This is a genomic window from Rhizobium sp. SVR5-9E, from assembly GCF_056755095.1.
Genome location: NZ_JBNDHS010000020.1, coordinates 53,468 through 78,215, shown reverse-complemented (window position 1 = coordinate 78,215; position 24,748 = coordinate 53,468). Strand labels below are relative to the sequence as shown.

Below are 24,748 nucleotides of genomic sequence, written 5' to 3'. Positions count from 1 at the left end.
TGACGGCGTGGTGCATGTCGAACTTGCGCCGCGTGCCGCAAGCTGCAAGCCGCGTGACCGGTGGTTGGCGGAACAGGCCCAGGTTGCCGCCTGCTGCGGACCGGCGACCGGTGCGAAATGCTGCGCCTAGTCGCGATGACCGTCATGGGCCCGCGAGGCCATGACGCGACCGCAGGGTCATCTACCGTCACCCGCCACGTTGGGCCAGACACCCGCTAGAAGCTGGCTGACGATCATGCAGATAGTGGTAGCCGTCAAGGCGGCGGCTCCATAACCAATTACCATCCAGAAGCAGCGTAACAAGACTCGCAAGACCGCACCCCATGGTTGTTCAAAGTCTGGACGCAACATGCGCTGGATTGATGAAGATGGTCTTGAAACGAGATGCAACATTTTATTGTCCGGTTTGGGCCGAAACCCGACCTCCTCGCTACTTCTCGTCTTTGGCTCCGATCTAATTCCTTAAATCGAAGTAAAAGCGCGTAGCTGCCTTAGTCGACTGGTCGAGGATATCGAAGAAATAGGGCTGTTCACGACGCGGTCGGGCAATGTACTCGGTGTATTCGCAGTTCCAGCCATCCCGATGGACCCATGTGATCCCATCGCGCTCCACCTTGATACGATCATTGTCGGCGAAACCGCCAGGCGGCCGCCGGCCTCCCCGGCAGTCTTTCACCGTGCGCGTGCAACGCGACAATTCAGAGTGAGAAAAGCCGCCGTTTGCTTCGCCTTCCGTCGCCGACCATCCAGCCGGGCAATCCGCAAAGGCCTCAAAACCAGGTTTTCCTGCACCACCCTCCGGGCATGTCGGCCAGGAAAAGCCGGACTTTTTCATCGCCGAGATCAGGCGATCCATTGGCGGACGGCATCCCGGCACACCGTGCCAGGAGGGATTGGATGAGGCGGCGCAGAGGAGTACTTCGCATCCCCATTCATCAGCCAGTGCTATGTGAGGAAAGATCGAGATCAGGAGGGCAAATATCGCAAGGAGAATGTGTTTCATGGCTTCGGTCTCCCAGGTGAGGGTTAGCGATCGGTGCGGCTCGGCAAGCGCCTTGCGTCAGCGAATGGCGGAGAAATATCCAATCTCCGTTCACGCAGAAGATTGTAATCCGCGACGGGTCGCCGGCTCGCCGTGCGGTCGACGGCCCATGCGCGCCACTCATTCATGTCGAGGACATACGTGGCCCACATACCGTAACGAACGGCCATGGCCTGCTTTTCAGCTGCCAGGTACGCGCTGTCGAGGATCACGTCGGGAACGCTCCTTGCCCAACCGACCCTCAAAAGCTCGAGCGCCAGATCATGACCACCAACGCAACAGCGCCCAACGAGGAAGCGGCCCATGCCTTCGGCCCGGCACTCGACCCGTTTGTGCTGCACCGCCCTCTTCAGCTAGGCTTTGGCGAATGACCCACACGGCACCGGCTTCAACCGACCCTCAATCGCGGATGCTGTGTCCGGATCAAAGGCCCACTGCGGCAATTCGCACACGTCGATGCCAACGAGCCTGACTTGGAACCCGTACTGAGCGAACCAAAGCGTTCGGCCGTCCACGACAGATACCCTGCCGACAATTCTGGAAGGGGCGGGAGATGGTGCTGGTGAGCGAAATACGGCAGGCCGGGAGGCAGGAAGGTCGGCGCTGCGCCCAGCAGCAGTGCCGAGAATGAGGGATGCCAGCAAGAGAGCGGACGCTTTCAGCAGGGTCATAGCTACGGCCCCCTCGCCCGTGTCGCGGCTCTTCCATGGGCAAGCGACGGATGCTGAACATCGGCAAGCCGCCAGAGGCCGGACTTGGATTCTCTCGCCTCCTGCTCTGCAACCGCATAAGCCGGGTTGGCAGGCAGCCCGTTCTGGTCAAGTGCTGCGAAGGCATAGCCACGACTGATCAGAGCTGTTCCGAGATCTATCCTTTGATCGCCGACGGCGGCCGAGCAAACCACGTAGGACAGTTCGGGCGTTGTCGCCACCGGTGCGCAGCGTAGGCCCGCATCCTTGATGAAGGCAGCAAGGAACACCATCGATGCCTCACCACAATCGAGACGCAGAACGGCAGCATTTGTGAAAAAGGTTCCGCGCATCCACGACTGGACACCGAAGAGCCGATAGCGACTTTTTCCGTCAATCCAGGTATCTCCAGTGACCAATGTCACGCCGGGATGCAGTTCAATTTCGCGAGCGGGAGCGGCCAAGGCAGTGCCGACGCATAGCATGATCAAGAGTGCCACGGTCCCCTCTCGCATCATGGCTGTGTCCTCGGATCCGCCCACATGCCGAATCCCTGGCGACCGATCTTCTCAGCCTCCGCCAGGTCCGGCCGCATCAGCGACCCATCCGGTTTTTTCGCTAAACGGACGGCACCAAGCGACAGCAACTGCTCTTCGAAATTGTCGATACTGCCGAGCGATCCTGGGAAATTGTAGTAGCCGAAGCACGTCACGTCCTGTGTTGCCGCATTCTCCTCGGAAAGAAATGCCCGGCAGAGGATGACTATCGCAGATTTGAGAAGGATCTGTAGCTGCTGCTGCCCGAAGTCTTGGCAGCTCCCGGAGAAATTTTCCTTCCGGTTGACCATCTCTCCCTGGCAGGGTTCCAGACCGTAGAGATGCAAGGTGGTCTTGCCGTCGACGCTGATGTCGTTCGGCGAACTGGCATGAAACCCACTGGCTGAAGCATATCCCTTGCGAGATACGACCGTCTTGCTCCCGCCGTAATACTCGACGACCAGCACCGTTTTTTCTGGCGCGGCAAGAGACGTGATGTAGGCGGGATCGATAGGGCCGGCAGCAAGGGCGCCAGACACGAGCGCGGGCCCCACCGCAAGCAGTGTCGCGATCGAGACTTTCGTTCTTCGGACCAAACGAGTTCGTGACATCCCCCTGTCCTTATCAACACCACCGATTAGCCTTTTTTCGATATTCAAGACTATAACAGTTCATTTTCCGAATTGACAATAAGCAATTTTTGATATCGTTTGGCCGCAGAAAACCGCATGGGTAGTCTGATGGCCAGCAAGCACCAGATAACTTTGATTGCGACGGCGGCGTGCCTGTATTCACTTGCGGCACAAGCGCAAAGCTATGATAAATTTGATACTACTCGTTTTTATGGACATATCCACGCCAATGCATCCGCACGTTTACGGAGTGAGCCGCGACGAGAGACCGAGTTCGAGATCAACAGTGCAGGCGTGATTATTTCCGCGGAGACATTTAATGGCATTATCCACGGCATGAACTATAATAGTTTGAATCCATCATCATCAAATCAGAACCGACCAAGCGCGGCACGATCAAGGCAACCGATGGAAACTCGAACCGAAATGGTCCATGCCGATAAAGAATCGGCTTCGGCCTCTTCACCGCCTTGTGGCGCCTCGCCGGCGTCACTGGAAGAAATCAAGGCATTGGTGGTCGGAAGCGCCGGGAGGTACGGTGTGGATCCAGACTTCGCGCTTGCCGTCGCGTGGACCGAAAGCCGGTTCGACCGAGTCCGCAACAGCCCAATGGGTGCGCGCGGGCCAATGCAGTTGATGCCGGTCACTGCGAAGCGGTTCAACGTGACGAATGTTTGCGACCCCGCCGACAATATCGACGGCGGAATGCGCTATCTCCGCGCGCTTCTCGACGAATTCAAAAGCCCGATCATCGCCGCCGCAGCCTACAACGCCGGCGAGCAAGCAGTCTACGACAGCGGCGGCATGCCAGCCTATCCCGAGACCATCCGCTACGTGGCCTCGGTGATCAATCGCCAGCTCGGGCTTGGCTTTCCTGTCAAGCGAACAGGCCGCAGCCGCAATCAGACAAACGCCGGCGACAATGCAATCGCGAGCGACGTCATCGGCGCACGAACGCCGAAGTTCATCGGCGGGGTCATGCAGTTCTGAATCGAAAGGAGTCGACTATGAAGCTTGTTGTACTGCGCCATCGTCAAAAGAGTTGGGCGCGCGGCGCAGCCGTTCTGGGTGCTCTCGCCCTGCTGCAGTTCGCCACGGCGGACCTCGCCATGGCGCAGGCGACCAACCAGGCGTTCGCTCCCCTGCAAACGGTCGTTCAGGCGGTCGTCGATTTCATCACCGGTCCGTTTGGTCGCCTCGTCGCCATCATCGCTGTCATCGGTCTTGGGTTTCTAGCCTTCGCCGGGCGGCTCAGCTGGTTCACCGCCGGCGCTGTCGTCCTCGGCATCGGCCTGGTCTTCGGCGCGCCGGCCATCGTCGACCAGTTGATATCGACGGTCGGGAATTAGGTCTTGGCAGCCATGGATGATGACAAACCCCAGCTGACCCCCCTGGTGATCGGGCTGACCCGCTCGCCGACGCTTTGGGGCGTGCCCTACATGGCCGTGGTGATTGTCACCGGCCTGACGATCATCGCCTGGCTGGCAACCAACGAGCTGTGGGCGCTGCTGACGGCGCCGTTTGCTTATGCCGTTCTTTTCACGCTCTGCAGCTGGGACGCGCGCGTCCTCGATGTGTTGCAGGTTTCCACGCGGCTTACGCCCAGGACGCCGAACAAGACGTTCTGGGGTGCAAATTCCTACGGGCCATGACCATGCTGAGCATCATCCGAGAAGAGCTCGGCTTCGGAACCGTCCTCCATCGCGAGCGTCCCATGGCCAAGTACATCCCTTACCTCCGCCATGTCGCTGACACCGTCATCAAGCTCGAAGGCGGCGCTCTGATGAGTGTCATCAAATTGGAAGGCCTGTTCTTTCAGACCGAGGATCAGGCCGAGATCAACATGCGTTCTGTGGTGCAGAATACCCTTATCCGGTCGCTCGGCTCCAGCCGCTTTTCCCTGTGGTCGACAGTCATCCGCCGGCGGGTCAATACCTCCGTCGACGGCGTGTTCGACGATCCCTTTTGCGAAGAGCTTGATCGGCGCTACACGGCTTCGCTCGCTGGCAAGCGCATGTTCGCGAACGATCTCTATATGACCGTCCTGCGGTCGGGCATGCGCGGGGCACTGGGGGCCGGTGACCGCGCCCGCCGTTTGCTTGGACGAGCGTCAGGCCGTGACACGCAGGCGGATCAGTTGCGCGAAGCGGTTGGTGAGCTTGAAGAGCTTGTCGGCAACATCGTTCGTGACCTGAGCAAATACGGGGCGGCGGTCCTCGGTATTTCGAGCGCGAACAATGAGCCCTATTCGGAGCCATCGGCGTTCTTGAACGAAATTCTGACCTGTGGCGTACCCCGCAAGATGCGTCTGCCACGCATGGGCCTTGGCAATTTCCTCGGGACGTCGCGGCTCCATTTCGCACGGCGCACCATGCAGGCGCAGGGGCCGGTGAAGGAGGATGACCGCTTTGGCGCGATGCTCTCCATCAAGGAATACCCGCCGTTTACAGGTCCAGGCATGCTGGATGGCCTGCTGCAGGTGAACCACGAGTTTATTCTCACCCAGTCCTTCACCCTGGCCGACAAACCCATTGCGCAGGAACGCATCACGCGGCTCAAGCGGCAGATCGGCGCATCCGACGAGGCCGGCAGCGATGTCGAAAACGATATCGATTTCGCGCTGAATAGCCTGCTCAACCAGGAAGCCGTCTTCGGCTTCCATCACCTTTCGCTTCTCTGCCTGTCGCGTGACGTAGATGGCGTCAACAAGGCGGTCTCGGATCTAGGCGCCTGCCTCACCGACATGAACATCAACTGGCTGCGCGAGGACCTGAACCTGGAAGCGGCCTTCTGGGCTCAGCTGCCGGGCAATCACGCTTACATTGCCCGGCGGGCGATGCTGTCGAGCGCCAATTTCTCCGGGCTCTCGTCGATGCACAATTTTGCGGCCGGCCAAAGGGACGGGGTGCATTGGGGAAGCCCCATCACCATCCTGGAAACAAGTAGCCAGACGCCCTATTGGTTCAACTTCCACCAGCGCGATATCGGCCATTTCCTGGTCACCGGCCCGACGGGGTCGGGCAAGACCGTCGCCCTCACCTTTCTGCTGGCACAGGCTTTCAGGGTGAGGCCATCGCCGCGCGCCGTCTTCTTCGACAAGGACCGCGGCGCCGAAATCTTCCTGCGGGCGATGAACGGGTCCTACGTGATCCTCTCGCCAGGTGCTCCAACCGGCTTCAACCCCTTGCAGATCGAGAATATCGGCAAAAACCGGGAATTCCTTCTTCGCTTGCTCAAGGCAATGCTTCGCAACGACCGCGATGGCGCGTTCGATCAGGAGGAAGAAGACACGCTCGAACGCGCGATCGTGCGCCTCATGCACGAGCCCAAGGCCGAACGAACGCTTGCGAACTTGGCCGGTCTCCTGACCGGACGTTCACGCGCCGGCCCCAACGATCTGCACGCGCGTCTTCGCCCATGGATCGACGGCGAAAAGGCTTGGCTCTTCAACGCCCGCCGCGATGTCCTTTCTTTCTCCGAGAGGCGCGTCTTCGGGTTCGACATGACGAGCATCCTCGACAATGACGAAGTCCGAACGCCGGCATTGATGTACATCTATCACCGCCTCGACGAACTCTTCGACGGAACCCCGGTCATGATTTTCATGGATGAGGGTTGGCGTCTGCTGAAAGACCAGACCTTCAGCGACTTCATCGTCGACAAGATGAAGACGATCCGCAAGCTGAATGGCATTATCGGCTTCGGTACTCAGTCGGCCGCCGACATTGTCCGCTCGCCGCCGGCGCGTACACTGATTGAGCAGTCCGCGACCAACATCCACTTTCCCAATCCGCGGGCTGACGAAGAGAGCTACATCCATCGCTTCGGACTGACGGCCAAGGAATTCAGCTTCATCCGCAACACGCCGCCGGAGAAACGATCCTTCTTGATCAAGCACGGGAATGACAGCGTCATAGCCCGGCTCGATCTCAGCGCCATGCCTGACCTGATCAAGGTTCTCTCCGGGCGGAAAGAGACCGTCGAAGAATGCGAGCGCCTTCGCAATCAACATGGTGACGACCCGGAAGCTTGGCTGGCCGAGTTCTGCGGCTGGGGGCATCAGCCATGAAACCCCTCACCGCACAAAGGTCGCCGCTTGGTACAATTCTCATTTTCACGGCCGCCGGGCTGTGTGTCATTCCAGGATTTGCGAGAGCCGACGTTCCGACAATCGATGACACCAACCTCATTCCGCGCGAGCACCGCGACAAGACAACGAGTGATCTCGAAGACACCGATCACGATCGCTATACGATCCACACCTCGGTCACCTGCTCGATGTACCGGCCCGGCCGGCGCAACGATCCGATCGGTGCAGCCGAAGCCAACCCGGAAATTTCCGGTCTGGTGCGCCGCGTCGCCCGGGAGGAGGGTGTGGATGAGGACCAGTTTCTCGCCCTCGTCTATCAGGAGAGCCGGTTCAATCCTTGCGCCAAATCAGGAGCCGGCGCAACCGGGCTCGCTCAGCTGATGTCCGGTACCGCCGCGCAACTCGGTGTTGACGAGAACAATATCGAGGAAAACCTTCGCGGCGGCGCGCGCTATTACAAGCAACAACTTCGCAATTTCGGCGGTGACGTGAAGCTCGCTCTCGCGGCCTACAATTCCGGGCCGGGCAATGTCAGCAAATATGGCGGCATTCCTCCCTTCAAGGAGACACAGGGTTATGTCGCCGCAATCACGCAGGGCTGGCTCCCGGCGTTTGGTGGCTCCGACAAGTCTGCAATACCCCTCAATTTTGGGGGCGGAGAAACAGCCTACACCGGCATGCGCTCCTCGACGCTGAACGCCATGGGCACCAGCGCCTCGACGTCTGCCAGCCTCGGCAACGTGGTGAGTTGGTACCAGCAGCTGGGTGCGATGCAGACTGGAACCGTCCAGGACAGCTGGGATCACAATTCGACGGCGCGCAATGCCAATCTCGAAATGATGAACAACGTCATCAAGCTGACGACCGCGATGGCTGACCTCATCAATTCGCGCAACGCCGTTTCATCGGCCAACCTCTCCGGCTCCTCACAGTCGATGAGCAGCCAGGGCCGTGACGCGCCACCGCGCGACACGGCCGGCTTGTGCGATCCGCGGCAAACCCTCGTGTGGAGCGATGAAGACAAGGCGTGCATCGAGAAACGCGCCGACGTGGACCAGGTGCAGCTCCTGCTGCAACCGCAATGATGGGAGAAGACAATGAGACTTGAGGTGATGACCATTTCCGGCGTGCTTTCCTTGGCATCGGCAGCCCTCGCCGACGTGCCCGTTATCGACAAGACCAACTATCAGGTCGCCAAACAGACAGCGGAGACGACGGACAAGATCCTCGACACCAACAAGAATATTCTGACGACAGTTGAGGACACGCTAAAAGCCGTGACCGGCGATCGGGGCAGCGCGGCAGCGCCTTTGAAGGATGTGGCGATCGGCAACGGCTTCAGCGTTTCGGCGGTCCCATCCTTCGACAGCATCCTGAAGGAAGGCGTGCCGAACTTCGGATCGATGAGCGGTGACATCGCCAAAGCGGCCACCGTGTTCATCAACGGCCTGCAACTGGTGAAGAGCCTCTCAGGAAAAGAAGATAGCAGTTTCTCAGGCGACAAATCCTATGAGCAATTGGTGAACACCGTGCTCGGCGTCTCAGCCATGATCAACGGCTCGCAACAGGCCGTCCAGACGCGGCGCAACGCCTTAGAGCAAGCCGGCGCGCAGATCGGTACCGTCCAGGACATCAAAGGATCGATTGATCAGAACACCCAGTTGCAGGTGCAATCCGGGCTGACCCTGAACGAGATGATCGGGGTGATGAATGGAGCCGTGACGTCGCTGCAGGCCGAAAACCAGCGCCGGCTCACGGATATTTCGAACACCAAGAAGACGCTGGCCTACGGCAATTAGCATGACATTAGCGAAAATGGTTGGGCTTGCCGTCGCGGGCCTGGTTTTGCTGTCAGGGTGCGGCACGGTGAAGGAGAAGACGGCGCCATGCAAAAGGCCCGCCAACCTCACGTCATTCGCCCCCGATACGAGAGAGGACTGCGGCGCCATGTACCGCGTCAATGACCCAGCCGCCGCCTTTGCCGCGCTCGGCATCGTCGAGCCTGGCGGGCAATAAGGATTTCGGTGATGCAAGACTTTCTTGGCGATCTCCTGCAGCGCATCGAAGACTCTGGCTCAAGCTTTTCTGAGCAGGCTTACACGGTGGTCGGCAACGAGCTGATGCCGCTCCTGAGGGTCATGCTCATGGTCTACGTTGCCTGGTATGGCCTGCAGCTGGTGACGGGCACATCACGTCTTTCCGTTGGCGAGGTCGTCGGCCGGACCGTCAGGATGATGATCATTCTCGCATTGATCAGTTCCTGGGCCAACTTTAACAATCTCTTCTACCATTGGCTCAACGACACGCCGGAAGATGTCGGCCGCGCCATCCTGGCTGCCGCGGGTACGGGGATCCGCGAGCCGACGAACGGCTTGTCGCAGATCTGGAAGACAGCCAATGAGGCGGCATCGGCCTTTGCGGAGCAGTCGGGTTATTTTTCGATCCTACCCAGCATGATCGGCATCCTGATCATGGTGGGTGCCGGGGTCTTCATCGCCATCGCCCTCGCCATTCTCATCCTTGCCAAGGTGATGCTCTGGGTGCTGATCGGCACCGCCCCGATCTTCATCGCCTGCATGCTGTTCGATCGCACGCGGGGCTACGGCATGGGCTGGTTCAACCAGGTGCTGACCTACGCACTCATCCCCCTGTTCATCTACGTCATCGCTGCGTTTCTCATTGCTGCGATGAACCCTGAACTCACCAAGATCGACGCGGCCAGTGGATCGCGGACACTGACGCTGGCAGACATCGCCGGCTTCCTGCTTCTCTGCATCGCGGGCGGATTCGTGATGCTCTACATCCAGTCGATCGGCCAAGGGATTGCAGGCGGCATTGCCGTCGGCGTCGGAAACGCGGCGGCCGGGATCACTCGCCGACTCGGCATCCGTTATCCGGTCGCCGTCACCAGGAGCGGTTCACGCACCAGCCGAGGCGCCTATCGGGCCGGTCGGTCTCTTTCAAGCCGTTTCAGGGGCGGCGACGGAGGAGATGACGACGCTTCCGGCATACGCTCGTCCATGCAAACGAAAATTTCCCGCCAAGGCCTCCCAAGCTGACGACCAGGAACGAAGACGATGGCTGACATAAAAGAACTCGATCTGCATACCTATTACCAGAGCGGTGACATCTGGGAGCAGGAAATCGTCAAGAAGGCGAAGCGGTCTCGAACGCTTGCGTGGTTCGTTACGACGATATTTGGCGGCATCACGTTGCTCAGCCTGCTGGCACTCGTCATGCTCGTGCCTCTTAAAAGTTTCGAGCCCTACATTGTCGAGGTCGACAAAAACACGGGCTATCTCGAAGTGAAGAGTGGCTTGACGCGGGCCGCCAACCTCACCGAGCAACAGGCCATCACCCAGGCCAACATCGTTCGCTACATCAGGTCCCGCGAGGGCTACGATCCATACGCGATCGAACAGAACTTTGGGATCGCCGCACTGCTGTCCACCGGCAACGCCGCACGCGAACTGCAGGACCTCTACAGCGTAGCCAATGCCAAGAACCCGGCGAAGATCTATGGTACGGCCAAAAAGGTGACAACCGAAATCGCTTCGGTGACATTCCCCAACACTTCGACTGGCATCGTCCGCTTCGCGACAAGCGAAGTCTCCGACACCGACGCGATCGCGCGACATTGGATCGCGATCGTCCGTTATCGCTACACCGACACGCCGGCAACAAACGAGTGGCGGTTCGAAAACCCGTTGGGCTTCCAAGTCTACGAATACCGCCGGGACCAGGAAACGGTCACGGAGAACAATCCGTGACCCGCCATCCAATCTTCCTGGCGCTGGCGGCGCTGACGCATGCATTCCCGGCCACAGCCGCCGAAACACCGTCTGCCGGACGACTGGACGCGCGCGTGACGAGCGTCGTCTACCAGCCCAACAACGTCGTGCGAGTGTTCGCCACCTACGGCATCTCGACGATGATCATCTTCGATGAAGACGAGAAATTCGCGACAATCGCGGTTGGAGATACCGACAGTTGGGACGTCGTACCGACGGACAAGGGAAATATCCTGTTCGTCAAGCCGAAGGCAAAGAACGTCGCAACCAATATGAACGTCGTGACAACGAAGCGCATCTACTATCTCGAACTCGACGATTATGCCCCGGAAGACAACAAGAAGGTCTTTGGAATCCGCTTCACCTATCCGGACAAGGATTTGAACGCATCGTTGAGGAAGGAAGCAGAGGCACGGGCCGGTTACCCGAACATCTCTGGGATCGACAAGGCAAACGTCAACATCGACTACTCCTTTTCGGGCGATCCTGGACTGAAGCCATTGATGGTTTTCGATGACGGGAAGAAGACCTTTTTCAAGTTTGGTCCAAAAGTGCCGGCGATCTTCGCTGTAAATGGCGACTTCACCGAGACCCTCCGCAACTTTCGGCGCGAGGGAGAGTATATCGTCGTGGATGGCACAGGGACGCAGTATACGCTGCGCGATGGTAATCAGTGGACCTGCATATTCAATCTGAGAAAACCGGATTTCGGTCAGCCGGACCCTGCAGTGCTTGGTCCCTCCCCTGATGACCAAGCCACGATCCGCAGAAGGAGCGGCAACTGATGCAGCGTTCCCCAGAGCTCGAAGCCATGCTCGCGGCCGATCAAACCGAGGTACGCGACAAGCGGGCTCGTCGAAAGCAAGTGCTTGGCGGGGCTGCCCTGCTGCTCGGCGGCGCTGCCCTCGCTTACGTCGTGGTCCTCGCACCACAAAAACCGACACGTGATGGTATGCACGGCGACGAGGAGTTCTCGACGACAACCTTCAGGCCTCCGTCGTTCTTGCGCGAGGAGCAGAAGCCCGGACCTAAGCCGGCGGAGAACATTATGCAGATCCCAGAACCGCCTCAGGAGAAACCAGCGCCGTCTCCGGACACGACTGAATTCACCGTGCCGCCCCCGCCGGTGATCACTCAACCGGCCCCCAACGCCAGCCCGCAACCAGAGGCATTTCCTGAACGGTACCGGTCAAAGCAGATCGTCGTCGATAGCGCCAAAACGGGTAGCGATGCGACTTCGCTGAGTGGCAATGGCGCCTCCGACGGACCGGCAGTTGCTGGCGGAGATCGCAACAGCAAATTTTTGGCGACCGCTTCAACAATTGGCGACCGATCGGCCAAAGCTCGGCAGATCGACCGTATCGATGCGATGGTCCCGGAGGGCACCTTGATCCCGGGCATCCTTGAAACTGCGATCAACAGCGATCTGCCGGGCCAGATCCGCGCCATCACGTCCGAGGACGTCTATTCGTTTGACGGGCGCCGCGTCCTCATCCCGACCGGCACGCGGGTGATCGGCGAATATCAATCCGACGTCACTCGGGGACAGAAACGGATTTTCGTGATCTGGACCCGCCTGCTGCGGGACGACGGCATCTCCGCGCGGCTGAACAGCATCGGCACTGATAGCCTGGGGCGCTCCGGCCTCACAGGCACCGTCGATAACAAGTGGCGCGAGCGGTTCGGGTCAGCCATCCTGCTCTCCATAGTCGGTGCGGGCTCCTCCTATCTGACCGGTTATGGCAGCAACCAATACAGCTCGGGCAGCGGCAACGGCGAATCCGACTCCGATCGGGCCGCCGAACTCGCTCGGGAAACGCTCGCCGAAACGTTTTCCGATATGGCCAATCAGGCGTTGGCAGAAAACCTTCGTATTCCCCCGACAATCAGCGTCCCGCAGGGCGAACGCATCTTTGTTTATGTCCGCCAGGATCTCGACTTCTCCGGGATGTATCCGGACCCGGTCGAGGAGGCACTGAAGGAGATCAAGCATGAGCGAGGCCTCGATCAAGGCCGTTCCCGGTAGCGACCCGTATTATTTCCTGCGACGGGCGCTCTCGCCGCTGGCGGAATTCCTCGCGGATCCGCGCGTCATCGAAATTTCCGTGAACCGTCCGGGCGAAGTGTTTGTCGAGCGTCTTGGCGCCTCCGTAATGGAGTTTCATGCAATCCCGGAGCTTACGAGCAAAGAGATAGAGCATATCGGCGAGCGGGTGGCTGCTGCCAGTAATCAATTCATCAGCCGTATCAATCCGATGTTAAGCGCTGCCCTGCCCACCGGCGAACGAATTCAGATTGTCTTGCCGCCAGCTGCACCCGACGGCGGCTCGATCTCCATTCGAAAGCAGGTCGTCAATGATTTCACCTTAGCCCAATACCGCGACAGCGGCGGGTTGGACAACGTGTCCGTGACTGTGAGCGGATTAAGCGAAACAGAGACAAGCCTGATAGCGCTGCTGGAGGCCGGCCGCATCCACGACTTCATCGAAACCGCAATCCACAAGCGCCTCTCGCTGCTGATCAGCGGCGGCACATCGACGGGGAAGACGACATTCTTAAACGCCTGCCTCAAAAGCGTCGATGAAGACGAGCGCATTCTGACACTCGAAGACACGCGCGAGCTGTTTCCAACCCATCGCAATAGCGTCCATTTGCTTGCCTCACGCGGAGACCAGGGAACGGCGCATGTGACGATCCAATCGCTGCTCGAGGCATCACTGCGCATGCGGCCTGACCGGCTGTTCGTCGGTGAGATCCGCGGCGCCGAGGCGTTCGCCTTCCTGCGTGCCATTAACACGGGTCATCCAGGCAGCATGTCGACCGTGCATGCCGATACACCAATGGGTGCCTACGAGCAGCTCGCCATGATGATGATGCAAGCCGGCATGTCATCAGGCTATTCCAAGCAGGACCTGATGTCCTACATCCGCATGGTCATCCCGATCGTCATCCAGCTGCGCCGCGACGGCGGCCGGCGCGGCGTGTCCGAAATCTATTATGCTCGGCAATCCGCATGAACCGATCTTACCTCGCCTTCTATCTGTTTTTCTGCGCCCTGATCGCGGTCGCGGTCTGGATGCTGAGCTACAGCCTCATTCTCCAGATCGTATGGAAAGACGGTCGGATCCTTCGGTTAATGACGACGATCGACCCAGCAGCTCCCCTTCGCCAGTTCGCTGCCTATTTCAACAACCGATCGCTGCAACTCGTAGGGTTGGCCGCAGCACTTCCTGCGCTGGCAGCAGGCACAGCGGCTGCCGCTTTCGGGCGCCGCCGGCCGGCCAACCCACTCGGCGACGCAGCGTTCCAGGATGTTGCGTCGCTGCGGCGCGCCGGGTGGTTTCGCAAGGAGGGGCATATCTTCGGCCGCGCAGGCCGGACGCTTCTTCGCCGTAACGATGACCGTCATCACCTGATCATCGGCCCGACGCGATCAGGGAAAGGCGTCGGCTACGTCATCCCGAACGCGCTGATGTTTAAGGGGTCGATGATCGTCACCGATCTGAAAGGCGAAATTTTCGAACTGACGGCCGGCTATCGAAGGGCAAGCGGCAATCAGGTCTTCCTGTTTTCGCCGGGAGCATCGAAAACCCACCGATGGAATCCGCTCGATTTTGTGAGGACGGATCGCGGCAGCCGCACGATCGACATCCAGAACATGGCGGCAATCCTCATTCCCGAAACTGTTGGATCGGAGAACGCCGTCTGGCAAGGTACAGCGCAGCAAGTGATCGCTGGTGTCATCAGCTACGTCCTGGAAAGCACCCACTATAAAAACCGGCGCAATTTCGGCGAGGTAAATGCGATCTTCAATTCGGGCGTCGATCTTCAAGCATTGATGAAACTGATCAAAGAAAACGAGCCGGATCTGTCTCGGTTCACGACGGACAGCTTCAATGCCTATATCGCTCTCAACGAACGGGCCGCGCGCTCTGCACTGCTCGACATCCAGAAGGCGCTCGCACCTTTCAGAAACGAACGTGTCGTCGCGGCGACCAGCATAACGGACATGGATCTTGCGTCACTGCAGCGCCGGCCCGTAACAATCTACCTTGCGCCGAACATCACTGACATGACGATCTTGCGGCCGCTGCTTACCTTGTTCGTGCAGCAGGTGATGGATCTTCTGACGCGTGAGCACAATCCGAAGGCTGTCCCCGTTTATTTCCTTCTCGACGAATTCCGGCAGTTGAAGAAGATGGACGAGGTGCTGAACAAGCTACCTTATGTGGCGGGCTACAATATCAAGCTGGCTTTCATCATCCAGGACCTCAAGAATATCGATGAAATCTATGGTGAGACGGCGCGGCACTCCCTTCTCGGCAATTGTGGCCTCCAGCTCATCCTCGGCGCGAACGACCAGGCCACAGCGGACTACGCCTCGCGCGCCCTGGGCAAGCGGACGATCCGATATCAATCGGAGTCTCGTACGCTTGAGCTTCTCGGATTGCCGCGGCGCACCAAGGTAGAACAGATCCGCGAGCGCGACCTGATGATGCCGCAGGAGGTCCGTCAAATGCCAGAGGGTAAGATGGTCCTTTTGGTTGAAGGTCAGAGACCGGTTTTTGGAGACAAACTTCGCTACTATGCCACCGAACCGTTCAGGTCTGCGGTACTGGGCAAGCATGAAAACGCTGTCTCGGTTCCCGAAGTGGAAATGGCCTTGAATCTGCCTGTGCCCCCAACTTTACCGGACTACGGATCGTCGGCGCTCCAGTTAGAATCCGGTCTATCGGGGTCGGATCGACGTGAGCTCAACGAGGAGGGTGCGGCGGCAAACACTCATCTTCACGCGCCGGAAAGACAACTTGAGCCGCGCAGACAGGCGCGCGAAACCGTAGCTTCCGGACTTTCGAAGTCCGACGAACGATTGCTCGCAACCGCGCGGCGGCTCAATTCTGTCATCTCCGACTCATTGGCGACCACTCCGAATATGTCCGTGAAACAAAGGAAAAGCATCCAAGACGTTCTCGCCAAAACCGTGCCCGATCCGTCTGAGCTTGGGCTCGAGTAGGCTAGCACTTCTAGAAAGCATTAAGACCTTTTCGGCACACCATCGGCCGTTGGCTGATACCGGCCGGAGAAAATCAGGCTGAGCTTCGGGGCGGGACAAGTGAAACGCATCGAGAAGGGCACTTCGCTGCTCTATCTCGATAAGCGAAGGATATGAGCGAGATCATCTCCGCTCAGCGCGCAACCCGGCCATTTGCACCATCCCGCATCCGGCTGCCTGCCGGAGCGCCCTATTCATGGGAGCCGCGCGGGCTCCAGAACCCCGAGAAAGCGATCGCTGCATCCCACCAACCCTGCACGGTATGCCAAGCAATTGTCAGACCCCGGTCTACCAGAGCTACGATCATAATGCAGGCGAATACCCAACTAGCTATCCCCCAGTAGCCTGCGTCTGCCTTCGGATCAGGATCGGGAATGAACATCCGTCGATCGTCGCGCATCATTGTTTCCTATCGGTCGTAATCGTCTCGGTCAGGTTCAGCCTCGCGTTCAAGCCCACCCAGTCTCGAAATATGCTGGTTAGCTGGAACTGTGCGTGTGGTGTCACCTGTTCGATGATCGCCGGCGGTACGGGCTTTGTCGATCTCGCCGGACGGAGTTAGATGTCTTCCGACACTTTCGGCAGAGCGGCCCGAAACGTCACGCTCATCCAGGCCATCGGCTTTTTGCCGGCTTCGATCCAGAGAGCGCTCGGCAGCCTCGAGTGCGACCCACAACTCCTCGTCTACCTCGCTGAGCTCTCGGATATAAGAATTACCCGCGGCTCCCAGCTCCGCTGCCCTGGCAAGCTCGAAATCCAGGCTCGCCTGAAACGGCGTTTTATCAGCGCGAACTTCGTCATCGTCGGCGAACTCGATCCGCTCACGATAATATTGGATTTCGATCATGATGTCGTTTCCGGCCTCGACTGCCTCCAGACCATGGCGTGCGACGGCCTTGTCCCATTGGCGGTACGCGTCGGGCTGTCGAGCACCGGTATCCTCCGGCGTGCGACGGCCCGCCTGCTCGGCCTGCTCCATGATTTCGCGGCGAACGTCGACGTGCTCCCTTGCGGCCGCGGCAATCTCCTCGAAATTGACCCGCTGGTTTTCCGGCATAACACGCTCCGCCTGAAACAGAGCGGTTTCCACACGCTTCTCATATGCCTCGAACTCCGATCGCGTCATGGCACTCATGCTATCGACCTCCGCAAGCTGAGATAGTCTAACCAATTCAGTTCGGAATGGCGAGGCTGAATCGCTGGAAAGGTTAGACACATGGATTTGCGGATTCAGGCGATTATCTGCTGTTTTCAAACGAGAAATCTGCTTATCTGCAAAAGCCTCGACTTCAACGTCGCCCGCGCTGCGCGCGAGTTCAGACCACTGCTCATGAACTTTTTCGGTGTAGAAAAAGCTCCTGTCTGTTCTTGCCGCGGTTGGAGCCTCATGGCGCTTTTGAACATAACGTTGCTTGGAAAAGGTTGAAGTCCCCTCATGCTCAGTTCGCCCGCCGCGACTGACCGGCCGCACCTGGTTTCGAGTGAACGCCGGGGCGCTCGCCTGCTCCCGGCGGTCCGTCATCTCCATCCGGATGCCATGCGCGCGGGCCTGCTCTGCAAGACTCTCGCGCCAATGTCGAAACGATGCAATCGAGGTCTCGACCCGCTCGCCATCCTCGGACCGCATGGCGATGATCGCATGCACGTGCACGTGAGGCCGCTTGCCGCCGTCCTGTTCGGCCTTCGGATCCCGCGTCGGATCATGCAGAGAAAAGACATACCGGTGGTGGGCAAATTCTGTGGCCAAAAATTCGCGAGCCGCCGCTTGGAACGACTGGACATCGGTGCCAGCCCTTGCTGACATGACGAGATGCATGACATCCCGGGGCTTTCGGCTATGGAGTTCGCTGCGCCACTCCAACTGCACGAGGTCGCCGGCCCGTCTGGCATCCGCGAGCATTTCGCCACGGTTATTCTCGACGGAGCCGTTGAACTTTTCCACCATCTTGCGCAGACGGGCGGTGCCATATTCAACGCCATTACCATAGCCGGTAAAGCGGAACTCTGCCTTCCCGAGATTTGCCCCCTGCCCCACCATGCGGGCCTTAACGATCCCTTCTGCCTTGGCATCGGCTGTCAGTCGTTCTCCGTTGCGAGCCCGCAGGACAACGACACCCTCTATGCGATGATTGTCATCACGCGGTTCGACTGCAAAGGCAAAGGAACGTTCGCCGACGGCGGATTTTACGACGTCCCGTGCCCACGCGTGCAGCGCTTGCCCCTCGCGGGGACCGCCGGCGATATCGATGCGGAAGGTACCGATGTCGCGGCTTTCTGCGCGGTTGCCCATCAGATGGGACCAGTCGTCGGAAAGTGCCGCGATAGCCTTCCGGCCCCTGAGCTCTTCCCCAGCCTGGTTTTCCATCGCAACCTCTCCGTTGCGGGAGATGTAGCCGGCCATTGCACCCAGCCGGCCGCCACCGCCAAAGGACGTCATCTTGACGACAGCAGGCTGGCTTCCGGTCGCAAGCCCTGCAAAGCGCGCTGCCATCGGCCGGTGCACCGGCATATGCCGCGCAATGCTGACATGACTGCTTCTCTTCCATCCTGGCGGATGGCGGCCCAAGCCGCTGCTTGCACCAGCACTGCGCCGGCGGCGGGCCTCTTCGTCATCACCAGCGGTCTTGCCGATCAGCCTTTCATGCAAAAAGGCGGCTCTACGCTGCTCCCATTCCTTGGTGAAAGCCCCGAAAAAGATCTCCATCAGGTACGCCCTTCGACTCTGCGGCCGCTCCGAGCGGCGAGCCGACGAAGCTCCAGCGCGAGACCCGCGACAACAGGCTGGAAATCCTGAAGCACATTCGAGATCTCGATCGGGACAGTGCGCTGGTGCGCGAACCTGGTAAGACTGTTCAGGTTCACACCGATTGCCCTGAGGTCGCGATGAAGAAGATCGAATACTGCCCGATCCTCCTCCGTCAGGAATGGCAGGACGCCGGCACCATCGAGCGTCAGCGATCGGATAAAGGCGGATAGCGTCATCCCAGCCCGCTTCGCCGCTTCTTCGACTTCCATCAACTCGGACGCAGCAAAGCGAGCGTGCACGACACGCTCTTTTCGCTCCTTGAGGCACGTCGCCGCCGGTGCTGTCTTCCCGCTTCTAGCCACGACATTCGCCTCGTCGTCTTGCCGCCGCCGGCGCCATCGACGGCTCGTCCGTCGATCGTCAGCAATTTGTATCACAAAATTGCGTATCCTGCCAAACCAATATAGACTGTTTCAGTTCAATAGTGCAAGCCACTCAAAGCCCCTTCCCAACGGACTCCGATATCGATTGTATCCAATCGATCGAGAGCTACGACCACATCACACGCCACGCCGATATGGAAATTCGGCGGCGTCACTCCGTGGGAACGCACGTTAAAATGATATAAACATAGACTTTATCGATACCGTGTGGATGATCTTCCTCACGGTAGGGCCAGGCAGTAGACCCGCTTGCCATCTCGTACTCATGTGGAAAAGCATCCATCGAACCGACGCATAGATTCTGCTGGACGAGCCTCAAAACCAAACTATTATAGTTCCATTCTCGGTCGACCGGCCGGGCGACGTTCTTCTCGCAGGGAGTTTGCGATGTCCCGAACCTATGCGGTGGTCAGCAACAAGGGCGGCGCTGGAAAGACGACGTTGGCGACGCTGCTCGCCGGCGAATATGCACTTGGCGGGCAACGCGTCCTCATGATCGACGCCGATAGCAGGCAGAACCTCGCGGGCTGGTGGAAGCTATGCTACAGAAAAGGCAACGTACCGGACAACATCGAGGTGACGATCGCTGCGACCCAACGGGCGATCGAGGATGTCTTGAAGAAGTTCGACGACGCTTTCGATATGATGGTAATCGATGCTCCTGGCGTCGACAGCGTCCTTCAGACAACCATCATACGCTCGTCGGACCTGGTGCTGTCGCCGGTCCAACCAGGGATCAAGGAGATCGAGGCAGCAGGGCAGACGATTGCTGAGGTCAACGAGATCAATGATCAGCTGGGTCTTTCGATCCTGCATATGAATGTTCGTACCCGCATCACATTGCCGGGCCGGAACCTGGAGGCCTATCGCTACATCCGGCCGTTCGTCGCGGGATTGCTGGATGCAAACTATCAGACAATGTTGCTCGACACCGAGCTCTATGAACGCAACATCTATCGCGAGATCCAGAACGGACTTGGAACGCTGCAGATGCAGGAACTGACGGATTCCGTCCGCAAGGCGCGCATCGAGGTGAAAGCGCTGGTCGACGAAATCGAGGTTCGGCGGCTGTCGGGCGCGGCTGAGGTCGCGGCATGAGCAAGGCGACAATCGACTTCCAGCAGTTTTCGCTGGCTCCACGCCGAAAGCCGGCGACGCTGGAACCCAGTGAGGCGCTGCTCGAAGTGGCCGCCGGTGCAGAAGCCGAAGCTGCGGACGATATTCGCTCAGAGCCTGCCGAGCGCGACACGGTCCTGCCTCGGCTTCCTGAAGACGAGCGGCGACGCCGGACGGCCAAGCGTGCGGCAGAGCAGCAGGATACGCGCAGACGCTTGAAGAGCCTGAAGCGCGCAAAGGATCGTGCCATCAAGTTCTATGTCAACGTACCGCTCGAGCAGGAGATGAAGGGGCGGCTGATGCGCGCCGCCCACGAGAACGATGTCAAGATGACGGTCATCATGCAGGCGGCAATCGACACCTATCTGGAAGACAATGGATATTGAGCGAAAGCATCGAAGCGTGTCGGTCGATCCGGCGCGCTTCGATCGATATGCGGCGAAGGCGCCTCAGAACGGCGGCTCCGCCTCGATGCGGCCGTCGAGTTCGGCCCAGATGACTTCGCGCTCGGCAAGCGCGAGATCGAGTTCGGTTTCGAGCGCCCGGCGCTCCCAGATGGTCTCGGCGTTGCGGGCCTCGATGCGTAATTCTTCGATGTGCTGGTCGATGGTCATCGTCGTCTCCTTGACGGATGTGAAAGATGACGGCGGCGCGCGGGGCGGGGGAAGGCAGGTCAAGGCTCGCGGAACGCGACCGGCGGAGCCGGCGTGCGGAGGAACCGATTTTGTCGCAGCGCAGTGAAACGGAGCGGAGAGAAAATTGGAGGGGCCGCGCGGCCTTGAGCTGGCTTTTTTCGCCCGGCACAATTGGCCGATCTGAGCAGACAGGTTTCCCTCTCTTGTGGCACCCATCCTTGCGCGCCGCGCGCGCCTCAAGCGTCACTCCTTCATGAGGCGATTTCGGTTTGACAGCGTCGCGTGCGACGAAGACCACAACGAGTTTCCGCATCTGCTGGCACGCGCTCATCGTGGCAAGATCCGACCGCTGTGCCTTTGCCGGGATCCGGGCGTTCCAATGTACATTGCTGATATCGGTGACCAGTTGCTGATCAAGCGGATGCCGCTCTCTGGCAGTGGTCACGATCCGGCCTGTCCCTCCTACGATCCCCCCTATGAACTTTCCGGACTTGGCCCGCTGATGGGATCGGCGATCAAGCTTGACCCGTCGTCGGGCGTTGCTTGCCTGAAGCTCGATTTTTCGCTGTCGAAGCGCGCAGCGACCAATCAGGTTGGCTCTGGCGGCGAAGGGAACGACAGTGTCAAGGTGGAGAGCAAGAATCTGTCATTGCGGGCGCTCCTGCATTTCCTGTGGCACGAAAGCGGCTTGACGGAATGGACGTCGCACTGGACCGGCAAACGTCACTGGTGGCAGGTCTATCATCATCTGCTGGAGGCGGCCGGCAACATGGCGGTTAGAGGAACGCCGCTGTCGGATCGCCTATTGCTGCCTGAACCGTTCAGAGCCCACGACAAGACGGCGATCGGGCAGCGGCGGGCTCACAAATTGGCCAGACTTTTCCAGACGTCGGCCGGCCCGAAGCCGTTGATGGTCCTGGTGGGAGAGATCAAGGAATTCGCCGAAGCGAGGGGCGGTCGTCAGGTTGTGATCAAACACATGCCAGGTTTTCGCCTGTATCTGGAGGAGACAGCCTGGACGAGCGTCCAGCGCCGGTTCGAGCCGGAGCTCGCTCTTTGGCATAGCGGCGAGGCGCCGCATCTAATGATGATCGCCACAATCGGCGGCGGTCCGGCCGGGATCATCGTGGTCAATGAGATCGCGCTGATGACCGTGACCGAGCAGTGGTTGCCGATCGAAGACGCCTATGAGCAAAGTCTCGTCGAACGGCTGGCGCGACTGCGATCGAAATCCGTCAAAGGCCTTCGTTTCAATCTTAGGCGCGACCATCCGCTGGCGAACGCCACCCTGTCCGACGTGAAACCACAACCCCTGGCGCTCTATATCGTGCCGCCTTCGGCGGACGAAGCATTTGAGGCTTGTCTGAGAGAGATGATCGAGGCACGACCCGATCTGTCAGCATGGATATGGCGTGTTGCCGACGGCGAAATGCCGCCCTTGCCGATCTGACAATTGAGACTATTGTTCTGGTGCGCCCTCGAGCAAACCGTCATAGACTTCCATGAGAGCATTGGTGATCGCCTGGCCGAGTGCATTTCCTGCAGCCCGCACACCGTCTTCGGAGCGTCCCGTGCCGCGCTTGCCAATTCAAAACCCTGCTCGCTGACGATCATTTTGGCAACCTCGATCGCCCATAGCCCGAAGTCGCCTCGATTGTCGATGATCGCGTTTTCCATGCTTCGTTTGCCCGTTCGTGAATGCTGCGGCCGCTTCTACATCTCATCCACAGTAATGGCCACCATTCATCACCATAGTGAATCGGACTTCGCTCATCGATTCAAAACTCTGGTTGGACGTAATCGAGAGCCGCAGCCATCCTGCGGTCATGACCCTCCATCTTTTTCAGCTTTACTGCCAGCGCGTCGACGAAACGAAAAACATGGCCCGCTATTACGCGCTTTCCATTCAGCCGACTCTTTTTGGAGAGGTTGCCGTTGTCCGATGTTGGGGCCGGATTGGCAAGGCAGGCGGCGAAAAGACCGCAGTGTTTGACAGCGAGCGCGACGCGATGGTCCATTTCCTCGATCTTGCCCGAAAAAAACAGGCCAAGGGCTACAAACCCGTTGGTAATTGTGGAAATCCGGTTCACGACCCGGTTTTTGCGGCAGCGCGTCGATGACAGCGGCAAGTCCGAATGGCAGGGATTCCGGATCAATCATGACGCGGAGATGAAAAGTGACCACGACCAACGAAATCGCAGACAAGATCGCAACGGAACACAGCCTGACCAAGGCGCAGGGCAAGGCGATCGTCGAGGCCGTAATCGCCTTGATTACCGAGGCGGCCGTTGCCGGAAACGAAACGTCCCTGCCCGGCTTTGGCAAGTTCAAGGTCAAGCAGACGCCGGAGCGCGAGGCGCGCAATCCGTCGACCGGCGCCACCGTCAAGGTTGCGGCTGCGAAGAAGCTGAGCTTCCAGCCGGCCAAGGCGCTAAAGGATGCGCTGAACAAGTGACACGGAAAAACCCCGCTCCGTCGAGCGGGGTTTTTCTTCTTCGGCTCAGCGGCGCGTGTTGCGCGACCAGATGAGCTGGAGGCCTTCCTGGCCCTGGACCTCGGTCAGCGTTGCGTAGATCGGAGCGGGGAAGCTCGGGTCGTCGAGCTTGACGGAGATGTAGTCGCGCTCGCTGTCGCGGGCTTGCTTCTGCCAGCCGGCGCCGAATTCCACGTTGCCGGCGAGAACCCGGTAGTCGGGAGCCTCTTCCGAGGAGCGCTCGACGCGGACGATCTTGGCTTTGACGTTGAGGTTGAGCGTCTTGATGGTGCCGGAGAAGCCGTTTTCGGATGCGGTGAAAGAGCCGATTGTTGCCATTGTCGTGTTCCTTTTCAGTTGCTCGGGCCGCCCATCGCGGCCTCGATGGCTGTCGATGAGACCGGGAACGATCGGAACGCACCCCTCGGGGCCGCAACGAAGTGGAGGACGGCCATGGGCCGAGGCTTTCTTGTCCCGCGAGGAATGGCCGCGTCGCGGACAGGGGAAGAAAACGAGCCGGCCGTTGCGGATGACGATCGAGCCGAGTGCGCGAGGCGATTTCCGGTCAGACATGCCTCATCGAGACCGCGGGCGAGCCGCTGCGGGAAGGACGCGACATGGTGCCGTCCGGCATGCCGCCGCCAAATTGGTTTCGCATCGACTGACGCAACCGACGCGCAGATGCGGTGGCTGGGTCACCGAGCGCTCCGAGCGGAGGGAGCGATCGTCGTTTCGTGCCGCAGTCTGCCGGACTCGGCTATTGCCGGTGAGCCGAAACGCGTGCGGGTGCTCTGCGCTCAAGAGCGCGAAACAGCAGCGAGCCTGCGGTTTGCCGCCGCGTCCTTGACGGTGCGGGCGATCTTCTTCAGGAACGCCGGGCTGAAACTGCCAAGCGGCGCAGTCGACTCAAAGTCGAAAGCCTTGTCGAGTTCGACGCGGTTGTACTCATCGAGAACGATCCAGCAGGGAAAATCGAGACCGGCGCGGCGGCATTCGATTTGGCTGATCGGCAGAAACAGGCGCTCTTCATTGGGCATCTGTGAGGTGATCGGAAACAGGAAAACCACGCCTGGAATGGCAGAGGTGCGCACGACGACACACACGGGACGCGCCTTGCGGCCTGTTTCTTCGCCGGCCTGCGCCGCGCGCTTCCAGAGATAATGGAAACGGACGACCTGGCCCGCCTCAAACACTGCCGTCCTCAAGCAACTGGTCGAGGCCGGTCATCAACTCGTCGTGTACGGTATCGGGCGCATCGTCCAGGCTGTAGGCGGTCGTATGCGATCGGCCAATCAGCTTGCGGTACTGGTCGGCCGTCAGGATGACCAGTTTCTCCTTGCCGCGCTTGGTGAGCGCAACCGGTTCAATCAGTGCAGTCTCGAGGATTTCGCCCGAGGCTCTATTCATGTCTGAGAAGGAAAACTGCTTCATCGCCACCTCCAGTGAAGTACCTAAAATACGTATTTTATGCGGTTTATGCAAGTCGGGCGCTGTACGCTCGA

28 protein-coding genes and 2 pseudogenes are annotated in these 24,748 nt (G+C 59.4%); 19 read left to right on the top strand and 11 right to left on the bottom strand.

The annotated features are described in order from the left end of the window. A pseudogene (locus ACPYOJ_RS12490) lies at positions 1–130 on the top strand (DUF6428 family protein); the annotation flags it as partial. 324 nt (positions 131–454) lie between these two features. Here ACPYOJ_RS12490 and ACPYOJ_RS12485 read toward each other — a convergent pair. The 4 genes from ACPYOJ_RS12485 to ACPYOJ_RS12470 form a co-directional block, all read right to left on the bottom strand. Continuing rightward, positions 455–856 carry a hypothetical protein gene (locus ACPYOJ_RS12485; protein WP_481416518.1) on the bottom strand — a complete coding sequence of 134 codons (402 nt, stop codon included), beginning with the start codon at positions 854–856 and terminating at the stop codon, positions 455–457. A 170-nt stretch (positions 857–1,026) separates the two neighbouring features. After that, a complete protein-coding gene (locus tag ACPYOJ_RS12480) occupies positions 1,027–1,383 on the bottom strand; it encodes a thermonuclease family protein (RefSeq protein WP_481416517.1) in 357 nt (118 codons plus the stop codon). Between the two features lie 332 nt (positions 1,384–1,715). Beyond that, complete coding sequence (locus ACPYOJ_RS12475; RefSeq protein WP_481416516.1) at positions 1,716–2,231, bottom strand: thermonuclease family protein; 516 nt, start codon at positions 2,229–2,231, stop codon at positions 1,716–1,718. A gap of 14 nt (positions 2,232–2,245) precedes the next feature. Next, positions 2,246–2,878 carry a hypothetical protein gene (locus ACPYOJ_RS12470; RefSeq protein WP_481416527.1) on the bottom strand — a complete coding sequence of 211 codons (633 nt, stop codon included), beginning with the start codon at positions 2,876–2,878 and terminating at the stop codon, positions 2,246–2,248. A 129-nt stretch (positions 2,879–3,007) separates the two neighbouring features. Between ACPYOJ_RS12470 and ACPYOJ_RS12465 the strand changes: the two genes are divergently transcribed. The 13 genes from ACPYOJ_RS12465 to ACPYOJ_RS12405 are packed head-to-tail and all read left to right on the top strand — an operon-like array spanning position 3,008 to position 15,794. Next, positions 3,008–3,889: a lytic transglycosylase domain-containing protein gene (locus tag ACPYOJ_RS12465; RefSeq protein ID WP_481416515.1), complete on the top strand. Its 882-nt coding sequence runs from the start codon at positions 3,008–3,010 to the stop codon at positions 3,887–3,889. Positions 3,890–3,906: 17 nt separating this feature from the next. Beyond that, entirely contained in the window at positions 3,907–4,248 is a 342-nt protein-coding gene (locus ACPYOJ_RS12460; protein WP_481416514.1) for a TrbC/VirB2 family protein, read from the top strand. 12 nt (positions 4,249–4,260) lie between these two features. Next, positions 4,261–4,551: a VirB3 family type IV secretion system protein gene (locus ACPYOJ_RS12455; RefSeq protein WP_481416526.1), complete on the top strand. Its 291-nt coding sequence runs from the start codon at positions 4,261–4,263 to the stop codon at positions 4,549–4,551. 2 nt (positions 4,552–4,553) lie between these two features. Then, positions 4,554–6,968, top strand: coding sequence for a VirB4 family type IV secretion/conjugal transfer ATPase (locus tag ACPYOJ_RS12450; protein ID WP_481416513.1), 2,415 nt, complete (start codon positions 4,554–4,556; stop codon positions 6,966–6,968). Beyond that, positions 6,965–8,074 carry a lytic transglycosylase domain-containing protein gene (locus tag ACPYOJ_RS12445; RefSeq protein WP_481416512.1) on the top strand — a complete coding sequence of 370 codons (1,110 nt, stop codon included), beginning with the start codon at positions 6,965–6,967 and terminating at the stop codon, positions 8,072–8,074. Before ACPYOJ_RS12450 ends, ACPYOJ_RS12445 begins: the two co-directional genes overlap by 4 nt. A gap of 12 nt (positions 8,075–8,086) precedes the next feature. Next, complete coding sequence (locus tag ACPYOJ_RS12440) at positions 8,087–8,788, top strand: type IV secretion system protein (protein ID WP_481416511.1); 702 nt, start codon at positions 8,087–8,089, stop codon at positions 8,786–8,788. Between the two features lies 1 nt (position 8,789). After that, positions 8,790–9,005, top strand: a complete 216-nt coding sequence (locus ACPYOJ_RS12435) for a hypothetical protein (RefSeq protein WP_481416510.1) — start codon at positions 8,790–8,792, stop codon at positions 9,003–9,005. Positions 9,006–9,016: 11 nt separating this feature from the next. After that, positions 9,017–10,048: a TrbL/VirB6 family protein gene (locus tag ACPYOJ_RS12430; RefSeq protein WP_481416509.1), complete on the top strand. Its 1,032-nt coding sequence runs from the start codon at positions 9,017–9,019 to the stop codon at positions 10,046–10,048. Between the two features lie 18 nt (positions 10,049–10,066). Beyond that, complete coding sequence (locus ACPYOJ_RS12425; protein WP_481416508.1) at positions 10,067–10,759, top strand: VirB8 family type IV secretion system protein; 693 nt, start codon at positions 10,067–10,069, stop codon at positions 10,757–10,759. After that, positions 10,756–11,565 carry a TrbG/VirB9 family P-type conjugative transfer protein gene (locus ACPYOJ_RS12420; RefSeq protein WP_481416507.1) on the top strand — a complete coding sequence of 270 codons (810 nt, stop codon included), beginning with the start codon at positions 10,756–10,758 and terminating at the stop codon, positions 11,563–11,565. The genes ACPYOJ_RS12425 and ACPYOJ_RS12420 overlap by 4 nt, the downstream gene beginning before the upstream one ends. After that, positions 11,565–12,806, top strand: coding sequence for a type IV secretion system protein VirB10 (gene virB10, locus ACPYOJ_RS12415; protein WP_481416506.1), 1,242 nt, complete (start codon positions 11,565–11,567; stop codon positions 12,804–12,806). Before ACPYOJ_RS12420 ends, virB10 begins: the two co-directional genes overlap by 1 nt. After that, a complete protein-coding gene (gene virB11 / locus ACPYOJ_RS12410; RefSeq protein WP_481416505.1) occupies positions 12,772–13,797 on the top strand; it encodes a P-type DNA transfer ATPase VirB11 in 1,026 nt (341 codons plus the stop codon). Before virB10 ends, virB11 begins: the two co-directional genes overlap by 35 nt. Next, a complete protein-coding gene (locus ACPYOJ_RS12405) occupies positions 13,794–15,794 on the top strand; it encodes a type IV secretory system conjugative DNA transfer family protein (protein WP_481416504.1) in 2,001 nt (666 codons plus the stop codon). Before virB11 ends, ACPYOJ_RS12405 begins: the two co-directional genes overlap by 4 nt. Before the next feature lie 448 nt (positions 15,795–16,242). Here the strand turns inward: ACPYOJ_RS12405 and ACPYOJ_RS12400 are convergent, their stop codons facing one another. Together ACPYOJ_RS12400 and ACPYOJ_RS12395 are read right to left on the bottom strand one after the other, a co-directional pair. Continuing rightward, positions 16,243–17,871, bottom strand: a complete 1,629-nt coding sequence (locus tag ACPYOJ_RS12400) for a relaxase/mobilization nuclease domain-containing protein (protein WP_481416503.1) — start codon at positions 17,869–17,871, stop codon at positions 16,243–16,245. A gap of 665 nt (positions 17,872–18,536) precedes the next feature. Continuing rightward, a complete protein-coding gene (locus ACPYOJ_RS12395; RefSeq protein WP_481416502.1) occupies positions 18,537–18,941 on the bottom strand; it encodes a plasmid mobilization protein in 405 nt (134 codons plus the stop codon). A 468-nt stretch (positions 18,942–19,409) separates the two neighbouring features. Here ACPYOJ_RS12395 and ACPYOJ_RS12390 point away from each other — a divergent pair, with 468 nt between their 5' ends. Together ACPYOJ_RS12390 and ACPYOJ_RS12385 are read left to right on the top strand one after the other, a co-directional pair. Continuing rightward, positions 19,410–20,120, top strand: coding sequence for a ParA family protein (locus ACPYOJ_RS12390; protein WP_481416501.1), 711 nt, complete (start codon positions 19,410–19,412; stop codon positions 20,118–20,120). Then, positions 20,117–20,524, top strand: coding sequence for a hypothetical protein (locus tag ACPYOJ_RS12385; protein ID WP_481416500.1), 408 nt, complete (start codon positions 20,117–20,119; stop codon positions 20,522–20,524). Before ACPYOJ_RS12390 ends, ACPYOJ_RS12385 begins: the two co-directional genes overlap by 4 nt. 63 nt (positions 20,525–20,587) lie before the next feature. On the opposite strand, the gene ACPYOJ_RS12380 is transcribed toward ACPYOJ_RS12385, so the two are convergent. Beyond that, positions 20,588–20,752, bottom strand: coding sequence for a hypothetical protein (locus ACPYOJ_RS12380; protein ID WP_168833114.1), 165 nt, complete (start codon positions 20,750–20,752; stop codon positions 20,588–20,590). 274 nt (positions 20,753–21,026) lie between these two features. Between ACPYOJ_RS12380 and ACPYOJ_RS12375 the strand changes: the two genes are divergently transcribed. Beyond that, positions 21,027–22,223, top strand: coding sequence for a DUF1173 domain-containing protein (locus tag ACPYOJ_RS12375; RefSeq protein ID WP_481416499.1), 1,197 nt, complete (start codon positions 21,027–21,029; stop codon positions 22,221–22,223). A 9-nt stretch (positions 22,224–22,232) separates the two neighbouring features. Here the strand turns inward: ACPYOJ_RS12375 and ACPYOJ_RS12370 are convergent. Beyond that, positions 22,233–22,450 (bottom strand): annotated as a pseudogene (locus ACPYOJ_RS12370) (hypothetical protein). Between the two features lie 149 nt (positions 22,451–22,599). Here ACPYOJ_RS12370 and ACPYOJ_RS12365 point away from each other — a divergent pair. Next, positions 22,600–22,893, top strand: a complete 294-nt coding sequence (locus ACPYOJ_RS12365; protein WP_481416498.1) for a WGR domain-containing protein — start codon at positions 22,600–22,602, stop codon at positions 22,891–22,893. Positions 22,894–22,949: 56 nt separating this feature from the next. Further along, positions 22,950–23,228, top strand: a complete 279-nt coding sequence (locus tag ACPYOJ_RS12360; protein ID WP_168833118.1) for an HU family DNA-binding protein — start codon at positions 22,950–22,952, stop codon at positions 23,226–23,228. Positions 23,229–23,273: 45 nt separating this feature from the next. Here ACPYOJ_RS12360 and ACPYOJ_RS12355 read toward each other — a convergent pair whose 3' ends face one another. The 3 genes from ACPYOJ_RS12355 to ACPYOJ_RS12345 all read right to left on the bottom strand — a co-directional run bounded on the left by ACPYOJ_RS12355 (position 23,274) and on the right by ACPYOJ_RS12345 (position 24,677). After that, positions 23,274–23,585, bottom strand: coding sequence for a DUF736 domain-containing protein (locus ACPYOJ_RS12355; protein ID WP_168833119.1), 312 nt, complete (start codon positions 23,583–23,585; stop codon positions 23,274–23,276). Between the two features lie 458 nt (positions 23,586–24,043). After that, positions 24,044–24,439: a hypothetical protein gene (locus ACPYOJ_RS12350; protein WP_481416497.1), complete on the bottom strand. Its 396-nt coding sequence runs from the start codon at positions 24,437–24,439 to the stop codon at positions 24,044–24,046. Continuing rightward, positions 24,432–24,677 (bottom strand): type II toxin-antitoxin system Phd/YefM family antitoxin, encoded by a 246-nt coding sequence (locus ACPYOJ_RS12345; protein ID WP_168833121.1) that lies wholly within the window; start codon positions 24,675–24,677, stop codon positions 24,432–24,434. The genes ACPYOJ_RS12350 and ACPYOJ_RS12345 overlap by 8 nt, the downstream gene beginning before the upstream one ends. Positions 24,678–24,748 lie beyond the last annotated feature (71 nt).